A 26,465-nucleotide genomic window follows, 5' to 3' on the forward strand; every position below is an offset into this window, starting at 1 on the left:
ATTATAAATTATTTTACAAGTTTAACATTACCCGATATCTTACTCTTTGTTCCATCAATAAGGGTATAACTTAGTGTATATACAAAAACTCCTTGGTTAAGTTGTTTTCCATCCATTGTTCCGTCCCAACCTTCATCTAGGTCATTTGTTGAGAAAACCATTTGACCGTATCTGTTATAGATTTTAAAGTCAATAGATTCGATACCAATACCAAGAACATTTAATCTGTCGTTTTCTCCATCTCCATTTGGCGAGAATGCACTAGGTACGGCAACGATTTCTTCAAATGCAAGGTAAACTGTAACAGTATCATAACCTACACAACCATTCATATCCGTAACAGATGGATAGTATGTAGTAGTAATTACCGGATTAGCAACAACTAATTCACATGAATCACAGTCAACACTTTCGCTTGGTTCCCAGAAAACTGAACCAGGTTGGTCTGGTACAACGAATAATTCTGCAGCACCACCGATGTCAATTAAAGTATCTCCAAATGCAGTTAATGTCGGAAGTGGTAAAACCTCAACTGGAATTGTAATTTGATCTACACCTGTACTATTTGTAACTGTTAAAGTAACTTGGTAGGTTCCATCTGTGTCAAAACAAGCAATTGGATTCTGTTCTGTAGAGAATGGGGGAGTAGCACCTCCAAAATCCCAATTCCATGTCTCTGGATCATTTTCAGATAAATCCGTAAATTGGATACATTCACCAGCACAAACCACTAAAGTATCTGCAGTGAAATCTGCAACTGGTGGATTACTACAATCTTGAACTGTAACTTGGTAAGTAACATCGTCTGTTCCGTTGTCGTCTGTAACAGTTAAAGTTACGTTGTAAGTTCCTGCAGTAGTCCAACAAATATTTGTTGGGTTTTGATTATTCGAAGTAGCAGTATTTGCTCCATTAAATGACCAATCCCATGCGTTAATATTTGTTCCTGTAGAAGCGTCTGTAAAGTCAACACAATCGTTTTCACAAATGGTTAATGCAGTTGCTGTAAAATCAGCAGTTGGTCCACCTGTAGGACCTGCATTACTTGTTAATGATAAATTGTCAGTCGCAAAAGATATCGTTTGTGTACCATTTAGGTTATTATCATTTTGCCAGTTGAAGGCAAATCTCAAATCTGCTTGATTTTCAGTAGCTACTGGTAGATTTACCGTCTCTTGTCCCCATTGTCCTTCTCCAGTTGGACATGTTGGTCCAGGTGTTTGTGTCCATATTGTTGTCCATGAAGCACCACCATCAATACTGTATTGTAATTCAGCAAAATCAACACCAGCTTCACCAACTCCTAACCAATCGAATTCAAGTTCTAATTGAGTTTCTCCTACTGTTGAAATAGGTGTGGTTAATGCTGCTTGTATATTCGTAACTCCTGGTTGTCCACCCATTCCGTTATCTCCAGGATAGTAATTTGCCCCTGGATTTAATGGTGCACATGCTGCTCCTTGACATCCTACATAAAGTGTTTTGTTTCCATTTGTATTAACACCACAACCTGGAGGTGCAACACCACCTTCCTCATCACTGATATACCAAGTATTGGCATTTGCATCGTTTTGACCGGTTTGAATTGTTAAGTTCCAATTTCCAGCTGTTGCTTCAAAATCATCACTCCAAATTTGGGTTTGACTCATTCCGGAGAAGTAAGTCATTGATAGTAAACAAAGTAGTATATATCTCATTGCTTTAATCACTTTTGTTGATTTAAAAATAAGTACCAAATGTAAATAAAATATTGTTACAATAAAATAGTAGAAGCTATTCTTAGCTAAAAAGTTTAGTTATTTCCATTTATTTTGAAAGTAATCTATTTTAAGTATAGAAAATCAAAAAAATATTGCACTTTGATTTACAAAATCTATTTTTGTACACATAAATTAAAAATAAATCTATGCTTGGTTTAAAACTTCCAACCGATCCTCGATGGGTAAATATCGTCGAAAAAAACATTGAAGAAATTCTTACTGATCATGCTTATTGCGAACAAAAAGCTGCAACAAATGCAATAACAGTAATTGTCAAATTTCCTATGTATCCTGATGTTGTTGAAGCAATGGGGGAATTGGTGAAAGAGGAAATGGAACATTTTCAAATGGTGCATAGAGAATTGCTTAAACGTGGCTTTAAATTAGGTTACGAAAGAAAGGATGAATACATTCATGACTTGTTAGCTTTTCAAAAGAAGGGAGGTTCAAAAGAGCAGCAATTTGTAGAAAAGATGTTGTTTGGAGCCATGATAGAAGCCCGAAGCTGTGAAAGGTTCCGATTGTTATCAGAGCATATTAATGATGCTGATTTAAGGGTTTTTTATCGTGAATTAATGGAAAGTGAAGCTAGACATTATACGATGTTTTTGAATTTTGCGAAAAAACATGCTACAACTATTGATGTTGATCAACGTTGGAAGGAGTTTCTTGAATACGAAGGAAAACTCATGCTGAAATACGGGAAAAAGGAAACAATCCACGGATAATATTAAACATGCCTTTACGGCTTAAGTCACTACTTTATTTATATTTACGATTTATACAACTGAGGTAAATTTTTAAACTATGAGAAAAATTAATTTTCAAGAACTTTTCAAGAAAAACTGGATTCACCTGCTAGCAATAGCATTGTTTATTCTAACAACCATAATTTATTTTCAACCTCAGTTTAATGGCTACGGATTGAAACAACATGATATTGAACAGTTCAAAGGAATGTCTAATGAAATAAATCATTTTAGAGATGTTGAAGGAACGGAGCCTTTGTGGACCAATTCTATGTTTGGAGGAATGCCAACATATCAAATCTCAACAAAGTATGAAGGGAATTTGCTTGTTCATGTCTATAAAGGATTTAAATTATGGATGGCCTCACCAGCAGGTATGTTCTTTGCCTATTTGTTAGGATTTTACATTATGCTTTTATGCATGAAGGTAAATCCAAAAGTGGCTATTTTTGGAGCTTTTGCTTTTGCTTTTTCTTCCTATTATATTATCATTTTACAAGCTGGACATAATACAAAAGCTGCTTCAATAGCGTTAGCTCCACCTGTAATTGGTGCGTTTTACATGGCTTACCGACATAATCTCAAGTGGGGAATTATTCTGTCTGCCCTTTTTATGAGTATTCATATTATTGCGAATCATGTTCAAATTACTTACTACCTTGGAATGTTACTTGTTTTTATGGGGGTTGCAGAATTTATTCGTAATGTTAAAAACAAAGAATTAGGACGTTTCTTTAAAGCTACTGCTGGTTTATTGCTGGTTTATGTATTTGCTTTGGGTATCAATTATGGAAACCTTTCATTAACAAACGACTATTCTAAATATACAATCCGTGGTGGAAATGATATTTCAATCAATGTTGATGGTAGCGCAAATAATGAAAACACAACTTCTGGTTTAGATAAGGATTATATTACGCAATGGAGTTATGGAGTAAAAGAATCCATGACACTTCTTTCTCCTTATGTATATGGTGGAAGTAGTGCGGCAATAGCCAATAGTCAATTTTCAGATGAGCTGCGAACACCAGAAATGCGTTCAAAGGCTAGTTTAATTGCTGAAAATAATGTGTATTGGGGTGATCAACCATTTACTTCTGGACCAGTATATTTAGGGATAATTGTTCTCTTTTTGGCTGTTCTAGCGATGGTGTATTTAAAAGGCGCTATGAAATGGGCCCTTTTTGGAATGACTATTTTGGCATTAATGCTTTCTTGGGGAAAGAATTTTATGGGTTTAACTGACTTTTTCTTGGATAATGTACCATTCTATAACAAGTTTAGAGCTGTAACCATTATTCTGGCAATTGTAGAACTAACTATTCCTTTATTAGCGGTATTGTTCGTAAATAAATTATTTATGAAAAAAGACGAGATTTTAGCGAATATCAAACCTTTCTATATCGCTTCAGGTGCTATGTTAGGTTTAATGATTGTCTTGACATTCACAGGTTTAGGAAATGGTTATTTATCTAATCAAGAAAGTGAATATTGGTACTCATATGGGGATCAAGTTAGAGCACAAATTGCCAATGAAGATCCTGCCAAATTGCGAGAAAATGGAATTGATGTTAATAATGCAAATCAAGTTCAACAAGTTGTTGACCAACAAACGCAAAGGGTAGATGCACAGTTTAACGCACTCACAGAGTTCAGAAAAGGAATTTATCAATCAAGTATGCTGACTTCTATTTTCTTTTTAATCATTGGAATAGGACTGATTACGGTATACTTAAAATCAAATGTCAAAAAAGAATATATCTTAATTGGTTTAGGTTTGTTTGTTGTAATTGACTTAGTGATGGTTGATTTGAATTACCTGAACAATAAAAAATCAAATGGTAGAAATTATGACCATTGGTCCAAAATAGAAGATGTTAAATTTCCTGTGACTCCAACACAGGCTGACAAACAAGTGTTGCAACAAGAAATTGAAAGTAATCCTGAATTAAAAACTTTAGTCAATAATGTTTCTGTTAAAGGCGAAGGAAGTAGAGGTCGTGTTAACCAAAATGAGTTGTGGATGAAAAAACTACAAACTCTGGGTATGGCAACAAATTATAGGGTTTATGAGCCGTCACTTGGATTCAATAGTTCAAGAGCTTCGTACTTTCATAAATCGATTAATGGGTATCATGGAGCAAAACTGAGAAGAATTCAAAATGTAAAAGACTTTCATATTAATTACAACAATATGGATGTGTTGAACATGTTGAATGTGAAATATTTCTTACAACAAGGTCAAGCAAGAAGAAATCCTGGTGCCTTAGGAAGTGCTTGGCTCGTAAAGGAGCTTAATGTTCAAGCAAATCCAAATAAAGAGTTACTTGCCTTAGGAAATATGTATTTGTTGAACAATAAATCAAATGCTAAGCTTTTAGTCAATGGTAATGAGAAACAAAGAGACACCATTGCTGGAAGAGAAAACGTGGTTTTACTTCAAAATGATTCTGTAAAAGTTGATTTAACAAATGTTGTGAGAGCAGGTGTAAGTTCTAGTTTTGTTCAAGATGCAAATGGGAATGTAAACTGGATTCCAACAGTTGAGTTAAAGAAAGATACTTTAAATAGTTTTGAAACATTATTAACGATTGAGATGATTCATGATTTCGATCCGAAAAATGAAGCAATCGTAGGTAGTGAAGTAGCAAATAGTGTTTCTTCATTAACTTACAGTGGTCAAGGAAGTATTGAGATGAAGTCGTATTTACCAAATCACATGGTTTATGCCGTAGATGTGACTGAAAAGCAATTTGCAGTCTTCTCGGAAATGTACTATCCAGATGGATGGAATGCCTACATCAATGGTGAAAAAGTTGATATCCATAGAGTCGATTATTTAATGCGTGGAATTGAACTTCCAGCAGGTGAATATGATTTAGAAATGAAATTTGAAGTACCAAAATTTGATACCGCAAATAATATTGCTTTTGCAGGTTCTTTACTATTGTTCTTTGTTATTGGAGGGTTTTTCTTTAAAGACTTCTTGATGAAAAGAAAGGACAAGGAAGAAGCTTAATAAATTGATGAATGCCAAAATCAAGTAGAGTAGGACGAGTATTTAAACTATTGTCTTTGATAAGTCTTTTAGTGCTTATTGTTTATGCTCTTTTACTTGTTTTTGGCGTTTTAAATCCAATACTTCACCTCAAATACCTTTTACTTGTTTGTTCCTTTACTTTTACGTTAATTCCTATCGGATTAATTTCTTCAATGTGTAAAATCAATAATTTACTCCGTGTGATTGGATATTTTATTCTGAGTTTTCCTTTTCTAATTATTGCCTTTGGAACCTTTTCATATACTGTATTGATTGAAAATGTTTATCCTTTTCTAGGTGGGAGTATTTTTCAAATTGGCACAACTGTGTGCTTAATAAATGGAAGTTCAAACAATAATGGTAAAAGCGTGTTATATCGTATAGCAAACGTTTTTAACTTCTCTTTATTTGTCGCTGTAGCATTAATTGCTTTCTTCGAGATTGAATTAATTTTAAATTCAATAATCCTGTTTTTCCTTGCCTTGTTGATAAGCGTTTTGAGTCTTGTAGGATTATTCAATAAGAAGGCTCAATAATTGATCTATAACTAATCTTCAAAATAAGTTCCAAAACCAGCTATTCTCTTTTTCCAATATGAAGATTGGTAAATATCAACAATTGAAATTCCTACACTTGTACTAGCGTGAATCATTTGAATACTGTTGTTGTTTGTTGAATACACAACACCTACATGAGAAATTCCAGAACCATTGTCAAAAAAGACAAAATCACCTGGCTTAACATTCTTTCTTTTAACCTTTGTGGCTGCCTTGTATTGGTCTTCTGCTCTTCGGTTTAAGGTGATTCCCATTTCTTTATTGGCTAAGTAGCAAGTAAATCCACTACAATCAAATCCTTTTGGAGTGTTGCCAGCCCATTTATAAGGAACGCCTAATAGATCATTTGAAAGTGCCAAGGTTTTTTTTCGAACATCAGAAATAGCGACAGTTTCTTTTACAATAACTTTTTCTTTTTCTTCAATCTCTTCAGGAGTCACAATGTCTTCTTCCATTTGCTCAACTTCTGGAACCTCTTCAAAAACGGTATTCACAATTTCTTCTACCATGTCAAAAGTTTTTTGATCTCCGTCTCTTTTTAACTCATACATCCATTGTTTTAAATCACTTTTCAATACACTTAATTCATAAGCGTGAGCACGAATAAGTTCTTTACCTTCTAATGATTGTTTAAGTTCTTTAAAGGTCTCTAAAGCATCAGTAACTGCATATTGATTTCGTTTATACCATCTTTCATTTTGAGCCAGTTGAAGTTGTGAAAGCGTTAAATAATAGCGCGGAAGAAAGGAAAAATCATAATCTGGCTTATCCAATAGTCTTTTTGCTTTGCGGTAAACAGCTTTATATTGTTTCTGATCATATCTCATCTCCAGTTGGTCGAATTCAAGAATTTGGCCAGTGGAAGTAAAGCCAATTAGCAATGGAAGTAGAAATATAATTAGTTTGCGCATGATTCAATATTATTCGTCTTTACAAATTTAACTTAAAGTGTTGTTCTGAAATTGTAATGGTATTGATAAGATTAACATTTTTATGTTTAAAAAGTAAAACAAATGTTTAAATTACGTGTTTTAAAATACCAAACTGTTAAATTTGGTGTCATATTTGATTAGCAATCTTAGAATCTAAAATACAAACCATGAATAGAATATTTTTAACCTTATTGACCTTTTTACTAACCATTTCTGTTTGGTCTCAAGATGATGATCCCAACATGATGAGACTTTATGAAGTTTATACCTATATCGATAGGATGTATGTAGATGATGTACCAAACAAGAAGATTTCTGAAGCAGCAATTGTTTCAATGCTGGAGGAGTTAGATCCACATTCAACCTATATTCCTGCTTCTGACGTAGAGCAAGCCAATGAAAGACTAAACGGTAGTTTTGTAGGTGTAGGAATCCGATTTAATATTCTTAAAGATACTTTGTTGGTTGTAAATCCAATTCCAGGTGGGCCTTCCGAAAAATTAGGTATACGTTCAGGTGATCAAATTATTAAAGTTAATGGTGAATTAATTGCAGGAACTGGACTTAAAAATTCTGAAGTAAGAGAGCTTTTACTAGGAGAGAAGGGGAGTGTTGTAAAGGTAGAAATTAAAAGAGGAAACAAAGATTTAATTGAATACTCTATTACAAGAGATAAGATTCCTGTTAATTCAGTAGTGAGTGCCTATATGGTTGATGAAGAAGTTGGTTATATCAAATTAACAAACTTTTCTAGAACGACAGAAGAAGAGGTTGATATAGCAATTAAAACCTTGAAAAAGGAAGGAATGAAAGACCTTATTTTTGACCTTCAAGGAAACGGAGGAGGATTGCTATACGCTGCAAAATATGTTGCAGATGAATTTTTATCTGATGATAAGTTAATCGTTTATTCAGAAGGAAGAAAACAGCCCAGAAGCGTTTTAAAAGCGGATAAAAAAGGAGATTTTGAGAAAGGACGTTTGGTTGTTTTAATTGACGAAAGTTCAGCTTCTGCCAGTGAAATTTTATCTGGAGCTATTCAAGATTGGGACAGAGGTTTAGTTGTAGGTCGTCGTTCTTTTGGAAAAGGTTTGGTGCAAAGGCCAATTGAACTTTCTGATGGAAGTCAGTTGCGTTTAACAATTGCAAGATACTACACTCCTAGTGGGAGATTTATTCAAAAACCATACGAAGACATTGCAGCATATAGAAATGATTATATGGAGCGATATTTACATGGAGAAATGATGCATAGAGACAGTATCGATTTACCTGATTCTTTAGTACATAAAACACTTATTAAAGAACGAAATGTTTATGGAGGTGGCGGAATAATGCCAGATGTATTTGTTCCTTTAGATACTTTAGAATACTCAGATTACTATAAAGATTTAAGTCGATCTGGTGTAATCAATACATTTGCTTTAGAATACGCCAATGCAAATAGAAGTTCAATTAAAAGCAAATATGAATCCTTTGAAGCGTTTAAAGCAGGATTCGATATTGATCAAACTTTTTTAGATGAATTTTTTGAATATGCAGTAGCAGAAGATACAAGTTTGACCTTTGTAGAGGAGGACTTTAAAACTAGTGAAGATCTTCTAAAAACAAGGTTGAAAGCTATGGTTGCTCAAAATTTATGGGATTATGAAGCCTTCTATCAAATTATTAATGTGAAAAATGAGATTTTCATGGAAGGTTTAAAAGCTTTAAAAAATGATACATATGATAATTTAGAGTTAATTGAAAAATAAAACCCACTGAATTGCAACACATGTTAAATTGGGCAGGTTCAACGGTAAATCTAAATTTCATTTATATATTTGTAACACCAATAACACAAGAATAAATTATTATGAAAAAAATTATTTGGGTATTCTCTTTTGCACTTTTGACATTTTCATGTGCGAATGATACGAAAACAGATGCGAGTATTGAAGTTAAAGAAGGTGAGAAAAGATCTCGTCTTTCATCAGGTTCTCAATCAGCCGAAGAATTGAAAAAAGCTGCAGCAGAAAGAGAAGAAGCACAAAGAAAAAGAGAGGAAGAAAGATTGGCAAATCAAACAACTATGGAAGTAACTCCAAGTGTTTATGATTTCGGAAGTATTCCAAAAGAAACACCAGTATCAACAGTTTTCAAAATCAAAAATACTGGAGATAAGCCTTTGATCATTAATGATGCTAAAGCTTCTTGTGGTTGTACAGTTCCACGTAAGCCAGAAGAGCCGATTTTACCAGGTGAGGTAGGAGAATTAGAAGTAACTTACAAATCTAATCCTGGTCAAGCTGGTGCGCCAATGAATAAATCAGTAACGATCTCTGGAAATATCCCAGGTGCTCAAAAAATCGTAACGATTAAAGGACAAGTTCAAAGTTAATATTTGAATGATTAAAATATACATTTGAAAATTTGGGTAGAATACTCATATATTTTCAAATAGAGGATTAAAGGAAATGGTTGTTAAACTGTTTCCTTTTTTTTTATGGTTAATCTTTCTTGTTTTAAACCTTGTTTGCAATATGAGGGTCAGGAGGAGTGGGCATTTTTAGCTTAAACAAAAGTTGGTAAGGTAGATTTAGAATCAACTTTTATATGGTTATAAAATTTAAGCAAAAAAAAGGCGAGAAATAAATCTCGCCTTCAAAATATAATAAGTTGTAAGAATTAGTTAATTCCTACTACTTCGATATCAAATGTAAGTTCTTGACCAGCTAAAGGGTGGTTACCATCAACGATAATCGCATCTTCTTTAACTTCTTTTACTACTAATTGGATTTCGTTTCCGTCTGGTGTTTTTGAAACTAGACCCATTCCAACTTCTGGCTTGATTTCTTGTGGTAAACGATCTTTAGGTACTTCTTGGATTAATTCCTGACGTGGCTCACCATATGCTTCAGCAGATGGAATTACGATTGTTTTTTTCTCATTAACCTTCATGTCAATTACACCATTTTCAAATCCAGGGATAAGTTGACCTGTACCAACTTCAAATTCCATTGGTTCGCGATCTACTGAACTATCGAAAACTTCTCCGTTAGCTAGTTTACCTGTGTAGTGTACTTTTACCTTGTCATTCTGTTTAACTTGACTCATAAAATTTGTCTTTGTATATTAATATTGATTAAAGTCTAATTACTCTAATCTTCTGCAAAGGTATGGCTTATGTGATGATGTCCAAAATTTATGGCTCCTTTTTCTTAAAATAAGTTCAATTTCATTGGTAATTTATGTTAAAACATTGAAAAATGTAGATTCAAAGCTGTTTTTAGACAAAAAAAATCCGAATTACTTAGAAGAAATCCGGATTATATTATTAGAAATAAACCTTTTAGTTATTTTTTTCTGAATCCTCCAAAAATAAGGCTAAGCACGAGAAGTGCTACAGCAATAAAAAACACGATTTTTGCAGCATAAGCCGCTCCAGCAGCAATTCCTCCAAATCCAAAAATAGCAGCAATAATAGCAACTACAATTAACCCAATTGATAATCTAAGCATAATAAATAGTTTTAAGTGTGAATAATTATCTACGTTTATCTTATTAAAAAGTAGATGTTTTTATTTTCCATACAAACTACATAAAAATTGTGATTCAATTTGTTTAACCTGAGGCGATTATCTTATTTTATGTTAATCTGTTAAAACACGCTTTTCTCTCGTCCCATCAGAATAGATATATATTAAAATAGAATTTGGCATAGGTTTCACCTCTCTACCAGTCATATCAATTACTTTTAATAGTTCTTTAGGCTCTTCCTTCTTCCACAAGTCAACAGAAGTTGTTGTTGTGTCTCCCCAAATTAAATTTGCATAATCAGGATGGTCAATAAATGGATTTCTATTGTTTTGAAAATCGTAGTAAATTACGTCATTTCTATTTCTTTCCCAATCATTTACTGGGTCTTCGTTATGCCATGCCAACAAATCAGATAATAATGCATGTACCGGATCTGTCGTGCTATTATTTGAAGGTAAATAATCAATCACCTCTAAATCTGGTTCACCATTTTGTCCTTCGTATCGCGTAGCCATATAAAATATCATTCTAGCAATATCTCCTTTAACTTCATCTCTTGGTTTCCAAAGATGTAGACTGTTGTTGTAGAAGTTTCCAGTTGCAGAACCATTATAAGTATGAGGTGTTGAACAGTTTCCAAACCATTTATTTCCTCTATCTCCGTTCACTTGAATGTTACTCGGTCTAAGGTGGTGAGCATCGGTTCCTGGACCTTGACTATTTCCAAAATCCCCATGAGATTTAGCCCATACATGTTCTCTGTTCCATCCATTTCCATTGTTGTATTCTTGATCTCCGTTTACTGAAGCACCAGTGTAGATCAGAATTACATTGTTTGGGTTTGAAGGGTCTTTATCCGTTTCTTTAAGCATATCCCAAACGTCAGTTCCTCCACTAGAATAGGGGAAGGTAGTATGTCCTTTTATGATGTTGTTTAAGGCAGATTTTAATGCTGTTCCCGTGAGTCCATTAGCTGTATCGTAATATCCAGTTGGAATTTGTGCAAATAATGTTTGAATACTCATGGTCAATACTGTTGCCATCAGCAATCTTGTGTAAATTCGTTTTTTCATATTGCGAAATTATTTGTTTTTTTGATGATAATGAAATTTATAGTTATTCAATTGAAATAATGGTTTTACATTACAATTTAATATGTGGACTAACGTTTGATGAATTGACAATAATGTTAGGAGGTTAATGAAATCAAGATTGAATTCGTTAAACTCTATTAAAAATTGCAATTAAAGTCATAAAAATTATACTTTTGCGAAGATGAAAATGATTTTAAGGTTTCTAACAGTAATTCTATTTCTAGGCGTTTTTTCAGCGTGTAGTGAATATCAGAAAATAGTTAAAGGAGACAACTACGAAGAGAAGTTTGCACATGCGAACCGTATGTACGACAAAGGTTCATATACCAAAGCTTTAACTTTATACGAGCAAATTTATCAACGTTATCCAAAAACGGATAAAGGAGAAGTTGCTTATTATAGAATTGGTAAATCTTATTTTGCGTTGGAGGATTATTACATGGCTGGATATTACTTCAATCAGTTTACTCAACGTTATCCTGTAAGTGAAAATGCTGAAGAAGCATTGTTTATGACTGCAATTTGCTCTGTGAAAAATAGTCCAAAACCTTCACTTGATCAAGAGGAAACAGATTTAGCTTTGAATGATTTACAACTTTTTGTTCAACGTTATCCTGATAGTGATTTGATTGATTCTTGTAATAGAACAATGGATAGGTTGAGATTTAAATTGGAAACAAAAAAGTTTGAATCTGTTGAATTGTATGATAGAATGGAGAATAATAGAGCAGCGGTAGCCGCTTCAAAATCTTTTTTAGAAGATTATCCTCGTTCAGAATATATTGAAGAAGCAGCCTATATTCAATTTAGAAATTCATACGTTTTGGCAATGAATAGTGTGCTGAGTAAAAAGAAAGAACGAGTTGAAAATGCGATGGAAACTTATGCGAAGTATAGCTATTTGTTTGAAGACGAGTCTTACGCTAAGAGGACAAAAAGATATAATGAAGAGTTATCTGACGAATTGATTTCAGTTGCGGAACAATATTCATTTAGAGAAATAGGGGAAGCGTATGAGTTGTCAAGAACAACTTCAGAGAAGAAAAAAGTTTATTATCTTGAGGAAACATTGAAAAGATTTGATAACTTTGCAAAAAAATACCCTGAATCGGAATTATTAGATAAGGCAAAGGCAATTCATAAGAGAGCCGAAAAAGAATTAGTCAATAGTTAATATAATTATATAAATATGAGCTTCAAAAATAGTAAAGCAGAACGTTCTACAATTACTAGAGATACAGTAGATTTAGAAAAAGGTACAAATAATATCTATGAATCTATTGTTATGCTTTCAAAGCGTGCAAACCAAATTAATGTTGATTTAAAAGAGGAGTTGACGCAAAAGCTTCAAGAGTTTGCATCTTCTACAGATAACTTAGAAGAAATTTTTGAAAATAGAGAGCAAATAGAAATCTCTCGTTTTTATGAACGTTTGCCAAAGCCAACTGCTATGGCAATCGATGAATTTGAAAACGATGAGCTTTCAAAAAGAGCACTTGAAGAATAAATAGCTTCAAATGTTAAAAGGAAAACGCGTTGTAATTGGTATCTCTGGAGGTATTGCAGCTTATAAAATTGCGTTTTTAATAAGAATATTAAAGCAAAAAGGGGCAGAAGTTAAATGTGTTTTAACTCCTGCCTCTTCTGATTTTATAACCCCTTTAACTGTTTCGACACTTTCACAGAACCCCGCACACATTGACTTTTGGAATAAAGACAATGGTGAGTGGACAAATCATGTTGATCTCGGAGCGTGGGGAGACGTTATGCTTCTTGCGCCGTTAACTGCGAATACACTTGCGAAAATTGCAAACGGTTTTTGTGATAATCTTCTTACTGCAACTTACCTTTCTGCAAAATGTCCTGTCTTTATTGCCCCTGCAATGGATTTGGATATGTATGCCCATGATACAACAAATGAAAATTTAAGTAAAGTTGAGGCCCATGGAGTTCATATAATTCCTGCTGAAGATGGATTTCTAGCAAGTGGATTAATTGGAAAAGGTCGTATGGCAGAACCTGAAACAATTGTTGAACATCTTGAAACATTTTTTGAATTAAATCAATCAATGAAAGGTCAGAAAGTACTTGTGACTGCCGGACCAACCTATGAGGCAATAGATCCAGTACGTTTTATTGGGAATCATTCAACAGGTAAAATGGGATTTGCCTTGGTCGATAATCTTTTGAAAAGAGGAGCCGAGGTGATTTTAATTACAGGTCCAACAAAATGTAAGCTTCATCATAAAAACTTAACCAGAATAGAAATCAAAACGGCAAATGAAATGCTTGAAGCTGCAGAGAAGTACTTTCCTGAATGTAATGGAGGTATATTTTCAGCAGCAGTTTCAGATTATCGTCCAAAAAATATTGCTACGCAAAAAATAAAAAAATCTTCTAATGAAATGAACATCGAAATGGTGAAAAATCCTGATGTTTTGAAAACAATTGGAGGAATCAAAAAAAAACATCAATTTCTTGTTGGATTTGCTTTGGAAACCAATAACGCATTAGAATATGGTGCGGAAAAACTCAAGAAAAAGAATTTAGATTTAATTGTAATCAATTCTCTTGAAGATGAAGGCGCTGGATTTGGACATGATACAAATAAAATAAGCTTGTTGGACTTCAACAATAAAACCACTACATTTGAGTTATCATCTAAGAAAGTTGTAGCCAAAAATATTTTGGATTACTTAATGAAATTAACGAAATGAAATATATAATTCTCTTTTTTTTACTTGGTATTGCTTCAGTTGCTTTGTCACAAGAGCTTAATTGCCAGGTGAATGTTGTAGCGAATCCTGCACTAGATGTAACAACTACTGAAAAGGAAATCTTCGAAGAACTTGAACAAAAGGTCTTTGATTTGATGAATAATACCACTTGGACCAAAGATAATTTTGAAGTAGAGGAGCGTATAAATTGTGTTTTTCAAATTTCAATAACTAAAATAATAGGAACAGGTGCTTATGAAGCTTCCTTGCAAGTGCAAGCGACAAGACCTGTATACAATTCAACGTATAACACGACCTTGTTTAACTTTTTAGATGAAGATTTAAGCTTCTCTTTTCAACGAAATGCCCAATTGCTTTTTACAGAAAACCAGTTCAGTTCAAATTTAGTCTCTGTTTTATCTTTCTATGCTTATTATATCATAGGATTAGATGCAGATTCTTTTTTGTTGAATGGTGGAGACCCTCATTTTGATAAAGCACAAAATGTTGTTTCTTTGGCCCAAAGTGGAGGTGGATCTGGATGGAGAGCAAACGAAAAAGGAAGAAAAAACCGCTATTGGTTAATCGAAAATACATTGCAAGAATTGTTTTCACCATTCAGGGAAGGGTATTATGATTACCATAGAAAAGGGGTTGATAATTTATATGAGGATCAGGCTTTGGCAAGAACAGAGATATTAAAAGCTACAAAAAAACTATTGAAAGTTACAAGTTCCAGACCCGGATCAGTAAACATATTAAACTTCGCCTATTCTAAAAGAGAAGAAATCAAGAAGATTTTTAAAGATGGAGATAGAAAGCAGAAGGTTGAGATCGTGAACACTTTGAAAAGACTCGACCCAGCAAATTCTTCTAAATATCAAGAAATTCTCGAATAATGCTCAAACGGTTATCAGTTAAGAACTTTGCATTAATTGAAAATGCACAGCTTGAACTCAATAAAGGATTCACTGTAATAACAGGTGAAACAGGTTCTGGTAAATCTATATTACTCGGTGCTCTTAAATTAATTTTAGGTGAAAGAGCAGACTATACTGTAATAAGAGACGAGACGAAAAAAACAATTGTAGAGGCTATTTTTGTTATTGATGACAAACTTTATGCTGATTTCTTTAAGACCAATGATTTGGATGTTGAATCTGAAACCATTATCCGTAGAGAAATTAATGCTAAAGGGAAATCACGTGCATTTATTAATGACACGCCTGTTCAACTTAACGTTTTAAAATCTTTAGCAAGTAGGTTAATTCATATACACTCTCAACATCATACCTTGTCTTTGAAAGATACACAATTTCAAATGTCAATTTTAGATGTTTTAGGGGATAATCAAAAATCCTTAAAATCATTAAAGAGCGTTTTTAACGAACGAAAAGCCTTGATAAAGGAAATTAAAAGGTTAGAAGAAAATAAATCTAAAATTGAATTAGAGCATGATTTCAATTCTTTTCAACTCGAGGAGCTTTCTAAATTAAATCTTACAAGTGTCGATTATGAAAAGATTGAACAAGAGGTTGAAAGAGGTGAACAGTTTGAAGAAATAAAATCAGCCTATCAATCTATTTCTCATCTTGTAAACAACGATGACGAAGGTGTAATATCAATTTTGAATCGACTTGTAAAAAGTGCCAACGTAAATGACACTAAAGTTCAAAGTTTGATTGAACGTATTCAATCTGTAAAACTTGAACTAGATGATATTGCTGCCAATGCTGAAGATGATTTGTCAGAAATGACTTTAGCGCCGGAGACCTTGAATGAATACATTCACCAAATGGATGCATTTAACTCAGCGTTAAGAAAGCATAATTTAAATACTCAATCGGAGCTATTAGAACTTTACGAAAGTTTATCAAAAGAAGTTGAAGATTCAGGTCAAATAGACGAACGCATTATAGAACTGAATCAAGAGCTTACGGAAGTCAATAAAAAAGCACTTCAATTTGCTGATAAATTATCAACCTCACGTAAAAAGGTTGCTAAGAAATTAGAAAAAGAGGTTGCGGAATTATTGAATCAATTAAAATTAGAAGGAGCAACAATTCGTTTTGATTTGAATACAGTTGAATTAAACGAACTAGGTACAGATAGTGTTGCACTCTATTTTGCGCCAAATAAAGGAATGACGCCAAAAGTGATTGAAAAATCAGCCTCAGGAGGTGAATTGTCTCGATTAATGTTGGTCATTCAATATTTACTTTCTGAAAAACAACAGTTGCCAACAGTGATATTTGATGAAATAGATACTGGGGTATCAGGAGAAGTTGCACAAAAGATTGGAGATCATTTAAAACGAATGGGAGAGAGAATGCAATTGTTAGCAATTACACACTTACCACAAGTTGCTAGTAAGGGTTCAGACCATATTTTGGTGGAGAAAAATGATGAACACGGAATAACAAAAACATATTTACGTCGATTAACAGAGGAAGATAGAGTGGAAGAGATTGCTAAATTGATGAGTGGAAGTAAAATTAATGAAGCAGCTTTAATGAATGCAAAGAATTTAATGAATGAGTGATAGAAAGTTTATATTGATTGGATTGATCTTCATCGTTCTAGGAATTATTCTAGGAGCAATGGGAGCGCATTATTTAGAGACCATAGGCATTGATAAAGAGAAGATAGATAGTTTTGCCACAGGAACGAGTTATCTATTGTACAACGGAATCGCTTCGCTCGCAGTAGCTGGAATTGCACATAAGTTTGATTTCGAATTGCGCATGCAATTTGGAGCTATTTTGTGGGGAACAGTAATGTTCTCCGGATCTATTTTTGCATTGGTATTGTTACCAACTGCTGGAATAGAGATGAATAAATTTATCGGACCAATTACTCCTATTGGAGGGTTGTTGTTGATATTTGGTTGGTTAACTTTGCTTATTAAGTATATAAGAACTTATAAATCATAGTTTTTCAACATTTAAAAGTACATTGTGAATAAAATACAGAATATATTAAGTAGTTGCGATTAATATCGTTTAAATTTGTAAAATATAAAGCCCAACGTAAAAAATAAAATCATGAATGAATTTGGTAAAAGAGGTTCGAATACCAATTTAAAGTCGGACATAGGTTTGGACAACCTTGGAAGTATTTTTTGGAACATGAGTCCAGCAGAATTAGTTGAAGATACAGTTCTTCTAGGAGAAGGAGTATTGACTGACTCAGGTGCAATTGCTGTTAATACAGGAACTTTCACAGGTAGATCTCCAGAGGATCGTTTCATCGTTTGTGATGAAAAAACAGAAAACTCTGTTTGGTGGGGAAAGATTAACAAAAAGTTTGACGCTGAAAAGTTTGATGCACTTTACGACAGAATGAAAGCATACCTTACAGGTAAGGATGTTTATGTAAGAGATGCTTATGCATGTGCAGATGAAGATTATAGAATGAATATTCGTGTGGTAACTGAGTTACCATGGTCAAATATGTTCGCACACAATATGTTTTTACGTCCAACGGATGAAGAGATTCAAAACTTTACTCCTGAGTGGCATGTTGTATGTGCACCTAATTTCATGGCAGATCCAGAAATTGATGGAACAAGACAATCAAATTATGCAGTAATTAACTTCACTAAGAAGATGATTATTATTGGAGGTACTGGATATACTGGTGAAATCAAAAAAGGTATTTTCTCAGTATTGAACTACGTTCTTCCATTTGAGAAAAATGTTCTTTCTATGCACTGTTCAGCAAATGTTGGAGAGGATGGAGATACAGCAGTATTCTTTGGTTTATCAGGAACAGGAAAAACAACTTTATCTTCTGATCCATTACGTCGTTTAATCGGTGATGATGAGCATGGATGGGCTGATAACGGAAGCGTATTTAACTTCGAAGGAGGTTGTTACGCAAAAACGATTAACCTTTCTAAAGAAAAAGAACCTCAAATCTACGATGCTATTAAATTTGGAGCAATCTTAGAAAACATAGGTTTTGAAGGAGAGTCTTCAACTCCAGATTACGATTGTGATAAAATCACGCAAAATACACGTGTTTCATATCCTATTCACCACATTGACAATATTATGGTTCCTTCAAAAGGAACTGCTCCAAAAAATATTTTCTTTTTAACATGTGATGCATTTGGTGTTTTACCTCCAATCTCTAAGTTAGATTCAGGTCAAGCAATGTACCACTTTATTTCAGGTTATACTGCAAAAGTTGCTGGAACAGAGGCAGGTATTACTGAGCCACAAACTGTATTTTCAGCATGTTTCGGTGCACCATTCTTGCCTTTACACCCAACAAAATATGCAGAAATGCTAGGTGAAAAAATCGAGAATAATGATGTAAACGTTTGGTTAGTAAACACTGGATGGTCTGGTGGTGCTTATGGAACTGGTTCTAGAATGAAATTGAGTTACACAAGATCAATGATTACTGCTGCATTAACTGGGAAACTTGACAATGTAGAATACATCAAAGATGATATTTTTGGATTGAATATGCCAACAGAGTGTGAGGATGTTCCAACTGAAATCTTAAACCCTGTAAATACATGGGAAGATAAGGCTGCATTTGAAAAGAAAGCCAATGAGTTAGCACAAGCTTTTGTGAAGAACTTTGAGATTTTCGAAAGTGATGCTTCAGAGGAAATTATCAACGCTGCACCTAAGGTGATGGTGAAGTAATTCAAATCAAAATAATTGAAGAGCCTCAGCGTTATCGTTGAGGCTTTTTTTTGGTATAATTTTTGAATCATGTAACAACAAATTTAAAATCAAGACTATGAAATATTTTACAATTGTTTTTTTTCAAATACTGGCTTTTAGCTTATGGGCAAAGGTTGAAAATCAAGACGTTCCTTATGAAAGAAGAGATTCTGATCATTTAAAAGAAGTTTTTACTGCTTGGGATGAAATTAAAGGCGAATATCTTTATGAAAGTATGGCTGCAATGGTAATGCGTGAACAACAACCAAAAAGACCTTCAAACTTAAGTCAAACTCCATATGAATTAATGCAGTCAATGGACGATTATCGTGTCAAAAGGATTAGTCGAATAGCCTCCTCAGAATTGGATAATGAAAGAAACACAAGTAGAAATGATCAATACTATTGGGAAGAATGGTTAAATTATCTAAACTCTTCACAATGTGATATGAATAGCAATGGTAGTTCTAATGGTGATCCTCACATACGTACCTTTGATGGTGAAAGATACGATTTTCAAAATGCAGGAGATTATTTGTTGAGTGCATCAGATGATAATACCTTTATGATTCAAACGCAGCAAGTAAGAAGTTCACCTAGTATTGCTATTAACGGAGCCGTAGCTATGAATATTAATGGTGATTTACTTACTTTCACTTCGGTAGGAAAAGACAGTGAGAAAAAAATGATTCACGTAAATGATCAAGAAATTCAAAATGAAAAATCTAACTTGGTTTTGCCACAAGGTGGAGTAGTTGAATATAAGAAAAATCAATACTTAGTGAAGTGGCCAACAGGTGAACAATTAAGTATTTCAAAAAGAGATTTTAGTGATCAACAGCTATTTGATTTAAAACTATACATTCCTGAATGTAAAGAAAACTATTACGGATTATTAGGGAATAATGACGATGAAAAGAATGATATTGTTGCTTACGATCAAGAGACTGGAAAGGAATTGACCCGTGAAAAAGCATCGAGAGAAAAAGTAGATGTTTTTGGAAGCAACAGAACAAACCCAGAAATATTGTCAGAAGCTTCAGCGGAATTGTTTTTTATCACACGTACATTTGGAAGTCAATTCCAATTAGATTCTACAAACTCTTTAATGAGGAATCAAATGACCAATATTCCAGACAGTATTCGTTATCCTAAAGAGGTTTTGACTTTGGCACAGCTAGAAGATGATGAAATTGAAGAGGGATTGAGAAAGGCTAAAGAAGCAGGAGTAGCGGAAGAAGATTTGTTTGGAGCTGTTTACGATTATGGTCATCTTGGATTAGAACCTGTTGCTTTAAAAGATGTTTACGAAGCGCCAAAAACAACAGATAAAGGAACAGAGCCAAAGATAGATAATGAAAGAGAAGCCAAGGATAAAAAAGGAAATTCTGAAATTAGAATTAACCCATCAGTTTTCATTGGTGTTGGAGGAAAAGTAAGTCCACCAAAAAGACGTCGTCCACCTTCAACTCCAAGACCTGGAGGAGTAAGAGGGGTTCCTGGTAAACGATAGTTAAATGAATAATTAATTTATATTTGGACCCTAAAAGCTGAGGATTTGGCTTTTGGGGTTTTTTACTTTCAAGGACTTGTATATGGAGCATAAAATTCAATCAATTTCCACAGCAAATGGAAGGATTTATTTTTGGTTTGATGAAAATCTCATAAATTCTAAAAAGTATAAAGAGTTCAAGCAGAATGCAGAGCGAAAAGCTGTTTCCGAAATGTTGAAGGAGTTATATCCAGAGACGGAACTTTATCGCATAGAAAATGGAGCACCAGTGATAAAGAACTCTAGGTATGCTCATATATCAATTTCACATTATAAAGGATGGTTCTCTATTTTTCTGTCGAATGAATGTTGTGGAGTTGATATCCAAGTTTTCAAACCTTCATTAGAAAAAGGGAAGCATTATTTTTTAAATTCTAATGAAGAAAATATGGATTTTTCCTTAGAAGAACTTCAATTGATTTGGTGTGCAAAAGAGGCGTTTTATAAGTTTAAACGAGGTGCAATAGAAGATCTGAAAAATGAAGTGTCTATTTTTAAAATAGACCATTTTGAGCATGAAATATTCTTAAATCATACTGGAATTATTTACCGATTAAATTACCAACAAAATGAAAAACTTTTTCTTGTTTGGATTTAGTTGAAGATATGAAAGCATAATAAATTTGTAAGTCTAAAATTATTATATTTTTGTGATTAAACATAAATGCCTGACTATTTATTAATTGATATTACTTCGTGAAAAAAAACATTTTAGTCATATATTACTCTCAAACTGGACAGTTAAAAGATATTGTTTATAATTTGTTACAACCATTTGAAAGAGAGGATGATTTTAATGTAGATTACTATAATATTTGTCCTGAAAAACCATATGAATTTCCATGGAGTAATTCCGCTTTTTTTGATGTCTTTCCAGAATCCTTTCAACAAATTCCAACAGCTATTAAAGCACCGAATCAAGATTTTTTAAGACAAGAATATGACTTAGTAATTTTAGCTTATCAAATCTGGTTTTTAACTCCATCAATTCCCATTAATTCATTTTTGAAAAGTGAGTATGCTTCACAAATTTTGAATGGAAGGAAAGTTGTAACTGTTATTGGGTGTAGAAATATGTGGGCTAAATCTCAGGAGAAAATGAGAAAGTTGATTGCTGAAGCTAAAGGGGAACTCGTTGGAAATGTTGCTTTTGTTGATCGTCACCTAAACCATATTAGTGTAATAACAATTGTGCATTGGATGATGGGAGGTAAGAAGAACCGTAAATTTGGAGTTTTTCCCAAACCAGGTGTTTCAGATGAAGACATAGATAATGCTTCACAATTTGGTGAGCTAATATTGTCATCCAGTAAATCCAATGACTATACCACTTTACAAAAATCAATTATTGAAAAAGGAGGTGTGAATATCAAGTCATTTGTTATTTTAATGGATGAAAAAGCCAATAAAATGTTTAATATTTGGTCTAAGTTTGTTTTAAAGAATAAACAAAGTCGAAGGCTTAAGTTAAAATTTTTTAAAGTGTATTTAATCATTGCTATTTGGGTGTTGTCACCGATAGTCTATGTATTATTTCTAGTTACTTACTTATTTAGAATAAAGAGAATAAACGAGAAAAAAGTTTATTACTCAAAAGCAAATTAGCAAAATTAATATGAGCGAAGTATATATAACTAAAGCCTCTAAATATTTGCCTAACTCCCCAATATCCAATGATGAAATGGGAGAAGTTTTAGGTTTCTTTAATGGTTCGGAACGTGTTAAGAACATTGTTTTACGAAATAATGGAATACTTAATCGTTACTATGCAATTGATAAGAGTAAGAATATAACACATTCTAATGCGGAATTAACATACAAAGCAATTAAAGGGCTTTTAGATTCCGAATTTAAAATTGAAGATATTGAATTACTGTCTGTAGGAACTTCAACACCAGATCAACAGTTGCCTTCACATGCTGCCATGGTGCACGGTTTGATGAAAGGAAGTAATAGACTTGAAATTAACTCTGCTTCTGGTATTTGTACTTCTGGAATGAATGCTTTGAAATATGCATTCATGGCTATTAAATCTGGAATGGTGAATAATGCGGTTGCAGGTGGGAGTGAAAGGGTTTCTCCAATGCTATCATTGGGAAATTTTAATTATGAAATGGATACCGCTGCAAAAATTGAAGAAAACCCCGTTTTGGCTTTTGAAAAGGAGTTTCTTAGATGGATGCTATCTGATGGTTCGGGAACATTTTTATTGCAAAATAAACCCGATCCTCGCAATGAAGTTAACCTGAAAATAGAATGGATGGACGGACAATCATTTGCATCGGAGTTAGAAACATGTATGTATTCAGGAGCGGAAAAAGCTGAGAATGGTGATTTGATTTCATGGATGAACTTTTCATCGTCTGAATGGGCAGAACGTTCTATTTTTTCAATACGTCAAGATATTAAACTATTGGACGAACAAATTATCAAGAACGGTGTTGAGAGCTTAAAGAATGTGCTGAATCGTCATGAATTTGAAGCTAGTGAAATAGATTATTTTCTACCTCATATTTCTTCTTTTTTCTTTAAAGAAAAATTAATGGAAGGTATAAGAGCAGAAGGATTAGATATTCCAGATGATAAATTATTTATTAACTTGGATCAAATTGGAAATGTTGGTTCAGCTTCAATTTATTTAATGTTGGAGGAATTAATGTATAGTAAACGTCTTGTAAAAGGAGATAAAATACTATTGTCTGTGCCAGAAAGCGGTCGATTCAATTATGCGTATGCATTAATTTCTGTAGAGTAAAACTAAATATCGTTATGGAATCTATTATATCAGAACATGAAATTCAAAATTTATTACCTCAAAAAGCTCCCTTTACTATGGTGAGTCATTTGTTGAGTTTTGATAGTGAGTCGATTAAAACTGGGTTAAACATTGAGGATCACAATATTTTTATTGAAGAAGGTTGTTTTAATGAATCTGGTATGATTGAGAATATTGCTCAATCTATAGCTTTACATATTGGTTATAGATATCAACTTTTAAATATTGAAGCTCCGCTTGGTTATATTGGTGCAGTGAATAAAGTTCAGTTGTTTAAACGACCAAAAGTAAACTCAGAAATTGTAACTGTCGTAAATGTAATAAAGGAGTTTATGGGAGTAACTTTAGTTGAAGGGAAGGTGTTGTGTAATGATGAAATTATGTTGACAGCTTCAATGAAGACGGTATTGTCTGAAACCTAAAGCTACACAATTAGATATTTAATTATCTTTGTAAGATGAAACTACCTATGAGTATAAGAGAGTACCTTCCTCATCGTGAACCAATGTTAATGGTTGACACTATAGTTCGACTGGATTCTCAATTCATAGAAACAACTTTTCAGATTAAGGATAGTAATATTTTTTTGGAGAATGAATATTTAAATGAGATCGGGATTATTGAAAATGCCGCACAAACTTCATCAGGAATTGTAGGCTGTCCTCATTTTGAATCAAATAAACATAAGGAAGGATATAAAATTCAGGGTTATATTTCAACAATAAAAAGTGTCAAAATACACAGTTTACCACCTAAAAATTCAATTTTACAAACCAAAGGAGAGCTTTTAGGTATACATTCAATTGATGACATTTATAATTGTAATATGAAAAGTGAAACTTTCATTGATGATGAATTAGTCGCTCAATGTTTTTTCAATTTGATAATTAAAGCTTAACTTTAGTATAACTACTTAAAGAGTTGTATAATTTAGACTAAATTATTTTTAATGAGAAAAGATGATATTCCGCAAGATGACAGTAAGCTCTCTGATAAAAACATGAAAGAGTTGTGTTATGCTGTTGATAAAAATGGTAATTATACAACTGGATTAAGTACAGGGTGGGAGGCAAAATCAATTGCTTTAGATTTAACGATAAAAAATTTAGACCAACAAATCGAAGAAGCCAAAAACGAAGTGCTTAAGGGTCAAAAAAGTCCAATTTACTATTTCATGATTCGTGAAAAAATGGATATTGGAATATTAGCTGGATATATGAGCAGACCAAAATGGATTATTAAAAGACATTTTAAGCCTCATGTTTTTGAAAAATTAAAAATATCTACCGTTAAAAAGTATGCAGATATCTTTTCGGTTGATGAAACTAAACTGACAAAATTTAATGAGTAATATTGATTTTTACCATCACCAATCAGCTCATTGTGAGAATGGTGTTGCTTCTAACATCTTTAAATTTAATGGCTTTGACCTTTCTGAACCGATGGTTTTCGGAATAGGATCAGGACTTTTTTATATTTACATTCCATTTTTAAAGGTAAATCAAGCGCCTGCAATTAGTTACCGTCCAATGCCAGGATTTATATTTTCAAGGGCCTCAAAACAATTAAATGTAAAAATAAAACGTGAACGATTTTCAAATGTCGATAAATCATTTGATGCTTTGGATCGTAATTTAGACAATGGAATTGCCAGTGGTTTGCAAGTAGGTGTTTATCATTTACCTTATTTTCCAGATGAGTATAGATTTCATTTTAACGCCCATAATTTAGTTGTTTTCGGTAAACAGGGGAATGAGTATCTCATTAGTGATCCTGTTATGGAGACAACAACTACCTTAACGCGCAGTGAATTAGAAAAAGTTCGTTTTGCCAAAGGTGTATTTGCTCCAAAAGGTCATATGTATTACCCAGTTCAGTTTCCTAAAGAAATGGAGTTGGAATCAGCAATAATTAATGGGTTAAAGAAGACCTGTAAAGATATGCTTGCACCCGTTCCTTTTGTAGGTGCGAACGGTATAAAATATGTTGCAAAAAAAATACCCTATTGGGCCAATAAAGTAGGTACTAAAAAAACCAATCATTATTTGGCTCAAATTATTAGAATGCAAGAGGAAATAGGAACAGGAGGAGGAGGATTTAGATTTGTTTTCGCTGCTTTTCTTCAAGAAATAGCATCAATAATGAATCGGTCTGAATGGCTTGAATTATCTCATAGAATGACGGCAATTGGCGATGACTGGAGAGATTTTGCATTAAAAGCTTCACGGATTTGTAAATCAAGAGATAATGATGAAAATGCATATCAAAATATTTCTTCATTAATGCTAGAAATTTCAAAAAGTGAAAAGCAGTTTTTTAAGGATTTAAAAAAATCGATATAGTTGAATGAGTTATAGTATTGAGATAGATCAGCTAAGTTTAAGTTATAAAAACACCGATTTTAAGGCAATTAATAATTTAAGTTTAAAGGTAAAAAGAAATGAAGTGTTAGGTTTATTAGGGCCTAATGGAGCTGGAAAAACCACTTTAATTTCAATGCTAACAGGTTTACAAAGACCGGATAAAGGAAAAATTTTCATTGAAGGTTTGGAGACTTCAGCAAACATTCATGAGATTCAAAAAATTTTAGGAGTAGTACCCCAAGAATATGCATTGTATCCTAAATTAACAGCCAAAGAAAACCTTCAGTTCTTTGGAAGTATGTATGGTGTTGATAGGAAAATATTAAAGAAAAGAATCGATGAGGGAATCGAAAAGATGGGGCTCTCAAAGTTTTCCAACAAAAGAATTGATACTTTTTCTGGGGGAATGAAGAGAAGAATTAATTTGCTGGCGGGTGTATTACATGAACCGAAGTTAATTTTTCTTGATGAACCGACAGTAGGAGTGGATGTCCAATCTAAGCACGTAATTATTGAATTTTTAACTTCCTTGAATCAGGCTGGTACAACGATTGTTTACAGCTCACATTTGCTGCATGAAGCTCAGTCATTTTGTTCGCGAGTTGCAATTATAGACCATGGAGAAATTCAAGTAGAAGGAGCAACAAAAGATATTTTAGTAAGTGAAGGTAGGGTGAAGTCTTTGGAGGAGATATTTATTGAGAACACAAGTAATTCAAAGTAG

General features: G+C 33.2%; 26 protein-coding genes. 21 read left to right on the plus strand and 5 right to left on the minus strand.

The window, feature by feature from the left end; all coding sequences use genetic code 11:
* Positions 1-8 precede the first annotated feature (8 nt).
* Complete coding sequence (locus DXU93_RS03430) at positions 9-1,697, minus strand: PKD domain-containing protein (protein WP_123776031.1); 1,689 nt, start codon at positions 1,695-1,697, stop codon at positions 9-11.
* Between the two features lie 209 nt (positions 1,698-1,906).
* On the opposite strand from DXU93_RS03430, the gene miaE reads away from it, so the two are divergent.
* From miaE to DXU93_RS03445, 3 genes are all read left to right on the plus strand, one after another.
* The gene (gene miaE, locus DXU93_RS03435; protein WP_116879866.1) at positions 1,907-2,488 is read left to right on the plus strand and encodes a tRNA-(ms[2]io[6]A)-hydroxylase; all 582 of its coding nucleotides are present in this window, start codon (positions 1,907-1,909) and stop codon (positions 2,486-2,488) included.
* A gap of 79 nt (positions 2,489-2,567) precedes the next feature.
* On the plus strand, positions 2,568-5,528 hold the full coding sequence (locus DXU93_RS03440; protein WP_116879867.1) for a glycosyltransferase family protein: 2,961 nt from the start codon (positions 2,568-2,570) through the stop codon (positions 5,526-5,528).
* 11 nt (positions 5,529-5,539) lie between these two features.
* The gene (locus DXU93_RS03445; RefSeq protein ID WP_123776032.1) at positions 5,540-6,085 is read left to right on the plus strand and encodes a hypothetical protein; all 546 of its coding nucleotides are present in this window, start codon (positions 5,540-5,542) and stop codon (positions 6,083-6,085) included.
* An 11-nt stretch (positions 6,086-6,096) separates the two neighbouring features.
* On the opposite strand, the gene DXU93_RS03450 is transcribed toward DXU93_RS03445, so the two are convergent.
* On the minus strand, positions 6,097-7,017 hold the full coding sequence (locus tag DXU93_RS03450; RefSeq protein ID WP_116879869.1) for a C40 family peptidase: 921 nt from the start codon (positions 7,015-7,017) through the stop codon (positions 6,097-6,099).
* A gap of 188 nt (positions 7,018-7,205) precedes the next feature.
* Here DXU93_RS03450 and DXU93_RS03455 point away from each other — a divergent pair, with 188 nt between their 5' ends.
* Together DXU93_RS03455 and DXU93_RS15160 are read left to right on the plus strand one after the other, a co-directional pair.
* The gene (locus tag DXU93_RS03455; RefSeq protein WP_116879870.1) at positions 7,206-8,792 is read left to right on the plus strand and encodes a S41 family peptidase; all 1,587 of its coding nucleotides are present in this window, start codon (positions 7,206-7,208) and stop codon (positions 8,790-8,792) included.
* A 101-nt stretch (positions 8,793-8,893) separates the two neighbouring features.
* Positions 8,894-9,418 (plus strand): DUF1573 domain-containing protein, encoded by a 525-nt coding sequence (locus tag DXU93_RS15160; protein WP_240623412.1) that lies wholly within the window; start codon positions 8,894-8,896, stop codon positions 9,416-9,418.
* 287 nt (positions 9,419-9,705) lie between these two features.
* Here the strand turns inward: DXU93_RS15160 and DXU93_RS03465 are convergent, their stop codons facing one another.
* The 3 genes from DXU93_RS03465 to DXU93_RS03475 form a co-directional block, all read right to left on the minus strand.
* On the minus strand, positions 9,706-10,134 hold the full coding sequence (locus DXU93_RS03465) for an FKBP-type peptidyl-prolyl cis-trans isomerase (protein WP_116879871.1): 429 nt from the start codon (positions 10,132-10,134) through the stop codon (positions 9,706-9,708).
* A 239-nt stretch (positions 10,135-10,373) separates the two neighbouring features.
* Positions 10,374-10,538 (minus strand): DUF1328 family protein, encoded by a 165-nt coding sequence (locus tag DXU93_RS03470; protein WP_116879872.1) that lies wholly within the window; start codon positions 10,536-10,538, stop codon positions 10,374-10,376.
* A gap of 132 nt (positions 10,539-10,670) precedes the next feature.
* Positions 10,671-11,630 (minus strand): endonuclease I family protein, encoded by a 960-nt coding sequence (locus DXU93_RS03475; RefSeq protein WP_116879873.1) that lies wholly within the window; start codon positions 11,628-11,630, stop codon positions 10,671-10,673.
* Positions 11,631-11,832: 202 nt separating this feature from the next.
* Between DXU93_RS03475 and DXU93_RS03480 the strand changes: the two genes are divergently transcribed.
* The 16 genes from DXU93_RS03480 to DXU93_RS03555 all read left to right on the plus strand — a co-directional run bounded on the left by DXU93_RS03480 (position 11,833) and on the right by DXU93_RS03555 (position 26,465).
* Positions 11,833-12,825, plus strand: coding sequence for an outer membrane protein assembly factor BamD (locus tag DXU93_RS03480; protein ID WP_116879874.1), 993 nt, complete (start codon positions 11,833-11,835; stop codon positions 12,823-12,825).
* A gap of 15 nt (positions 12,826-12,840) precedes the next feature.
* Positions 12,841-13,158 (plus strand): DNA-directed RNA polymerase subunit omega, encoded by a 318-nt coding sequence (locus DXU93_RS03485; protein ID WP_116879875.1) that lies wholly within the window; start codon positions 12,841-12,843, stop codon positions 13,156-13,158.
* Positions 13,159-13,168: 10 nt separating this feature from the next.
* Positions 13,169-14,368 carry a bifunctional phosphopantothenoylcysteine decarboxylase/phosphopantothenate--cysteine ligase CoaBC gene (gene coaBC / locus DXU93_RS03490; RefSeq protein ID WP_116879876.1) on the plus strand — a complete coding sequence of 400 codons (1,200 nt, stop codon included), beginning with the start codon at positions 13,169-13,171 and terminating at the stop codon, positions 14,366-14,368.
* On the plus strand, positions 14,365-15,267 hold the full coding sequence (porD, locus tag DXU93_RS03495; RefSeq protein WP_116879877.1) for a type IX secretion system protein PorD: 903 nt from the start codon (positions 14,365-14,367) through the stop codon (positions 15,265-15,267). The genes coaBC and porD overlap by 4 nt, the downstream gene beginning before the upstream one ends.
* A complete protein-coding gene (gene recN / locus DXU93_RS03500) occupies positions 15,267-16,910 on the plus strand; it encodes a DNA repair protein RecN (RefSeq protein WP_116879878.1) in 1,644 nt (547 codons plus the stop codon). Before porD ends, recN begins: the two co-directional genes overlap by 1 nt.
* On the plus strand, positions 16,903-17,301 hold the full coding sequence (locus DXU93_RS03505; protein WP_116879879.1) for a DUF423 domain-containing protein: 399 nt from the start codon (positions 16,903-16,905) through the stop codon (positions 17,299-17,301). The genes recN and DXU93_RS03505 overlap by 8 nt, the downstream gene beginning before the upstream one ends.
* A gap of 111 nt (positions 17,302-17,412) precedes the next feature.
* The gene (gene pckA, locus DXU93_RS03510; RefSeq protein WP_116879880.1) at positions 17,413-19,029 is read left to right on the plus strand and encodes a phosphoenolpyruvate carboxykinase (ATP); all 1,617 of its coding nucleotides are present in this window, start codon (positions 17,413-17,415) and stop codon (positions 19,027-19,029) included.
* Positions 19,030-19,126: 97 nt separating this feature from the next.
* Positions 19,127-20,563, plus strand: coding sequence for a VWD domain-containing protein (locus DXU93_RS03515; RefSeq protein ID WP_116879881.1), 1,437 nt, complete (start codon positions 19,127-19,129; stop codon positions 20,561-20,563).
* An 82-nt stretch (positions 20,564-20,645) separates the two neighbouring features.
* Complete coding sequence (locus tag DXU93_RS03520) at positions 20,646-21,200, plus strand: 4'-phosphopantetheinyl transferase family protein (protein WP_116879882.1); 555 nt, start codon at positions 20,646-20,648, stop codon at positions 21,198-21,200.
* A 98-nt stretch (positions 21,201-21,298) separates the two neighbouring features.
* Complete coding sequence (locus DXU93_RS03525) at positions 21,299-22,207, plus strand: NADPH-dependent FMN reductase family protein (RefSeq protein WP_116879883.1); 909 nt, start codon at positions 21,299-21,301, stop codon at positions 22,205-22,207.
* A gap of 10 nt (positions 22,208-22,217) precedes the next feature.
* Positions 22,218-23,357, plus strand: a complete 1,140-nt coding sequence (locus DXU93_RS03530) for a beta-ketoacyl-ACP synthase III (RefSeq protein WP_116879884.1) — start codon at positions 22,218-22,220, stop codon at positions 23,355-23,357.
* 14 nt (positions 23,358-23,371) lie between these two features.
* The gene (locus DXU93_RS03535) at positions 23,372-23,800 is read left to right on the plus strand and encodes a hypothetical protein (RefSeq protein WP_116879885.1); all 429 of its coding nucleotides are present in this window, start codon (positions 23,372-23,374) and stop codon (positions 23,798-23,800) included.
* 47 nt (positions 23,801-23,847) lie between these two features.
* Positions 23,848-24,276, plus strand: coding sequence for an ABC transporter permease (locus DXU93_RS03540; protein ID WP_123776033.1), 429 nt, complete (start codon positions 23,848-23,850; stop codon positions 24,274-24,276).
* Between the two features lie 51 nt (positions 24,277-24,327).
* The gene (locus tag DXU93_RS03545) at positions 24,328-24,729 is read left to right on the plus strand and encodes a hypothetical protein (protein ID WP_116879887.1); all 402 of its coding nucleotides are present in this window, start codon (positions 24,328-24,330) and stop codon (positions 24,727-24,729) included.
* The gene (locus DXU93_RS03550; protein ID WP_116879888.1) at positions 24,722-25,720 is read left to right on the plus strand and encodes a BtrH N-terminal domain-containing protein; all 999 of its coding nucleotides are present in this window, start codon (positions 24,722-24,724) and stop codon (positions 25,718-25,720) included. The genes DXU93_RS03545 and DXU93_RS03550 overlap by 8 nt, the downstream gene beginning before the upstream one ends.
* Before the next feature lie 4 nt (positions 25,721-25,724).
* Positions 25,725-26,465 carry an ABC transporter ATP-binding protein gene (locus DXU93_RS03555; RefSeq protein WP_116879889.1) on the plus strand — a complete coding sequence of 247 codons (741 nt, stop codon included), beginning with the start codon at positions 25,725-25,727 and terminating at the stop codon, positions 26,463-26,465.

Source organism: Brumimicrobium aurantiacum (assembly GCF_003402975.1).
Classification (GTDB): domain Bacteria; phylum Bacteroidota; class Bacteroidia; order Flavobacteriales_D; family Crocinitomicaceae; genus Brumimicrobium; species Brumimicrobium aurantiacum.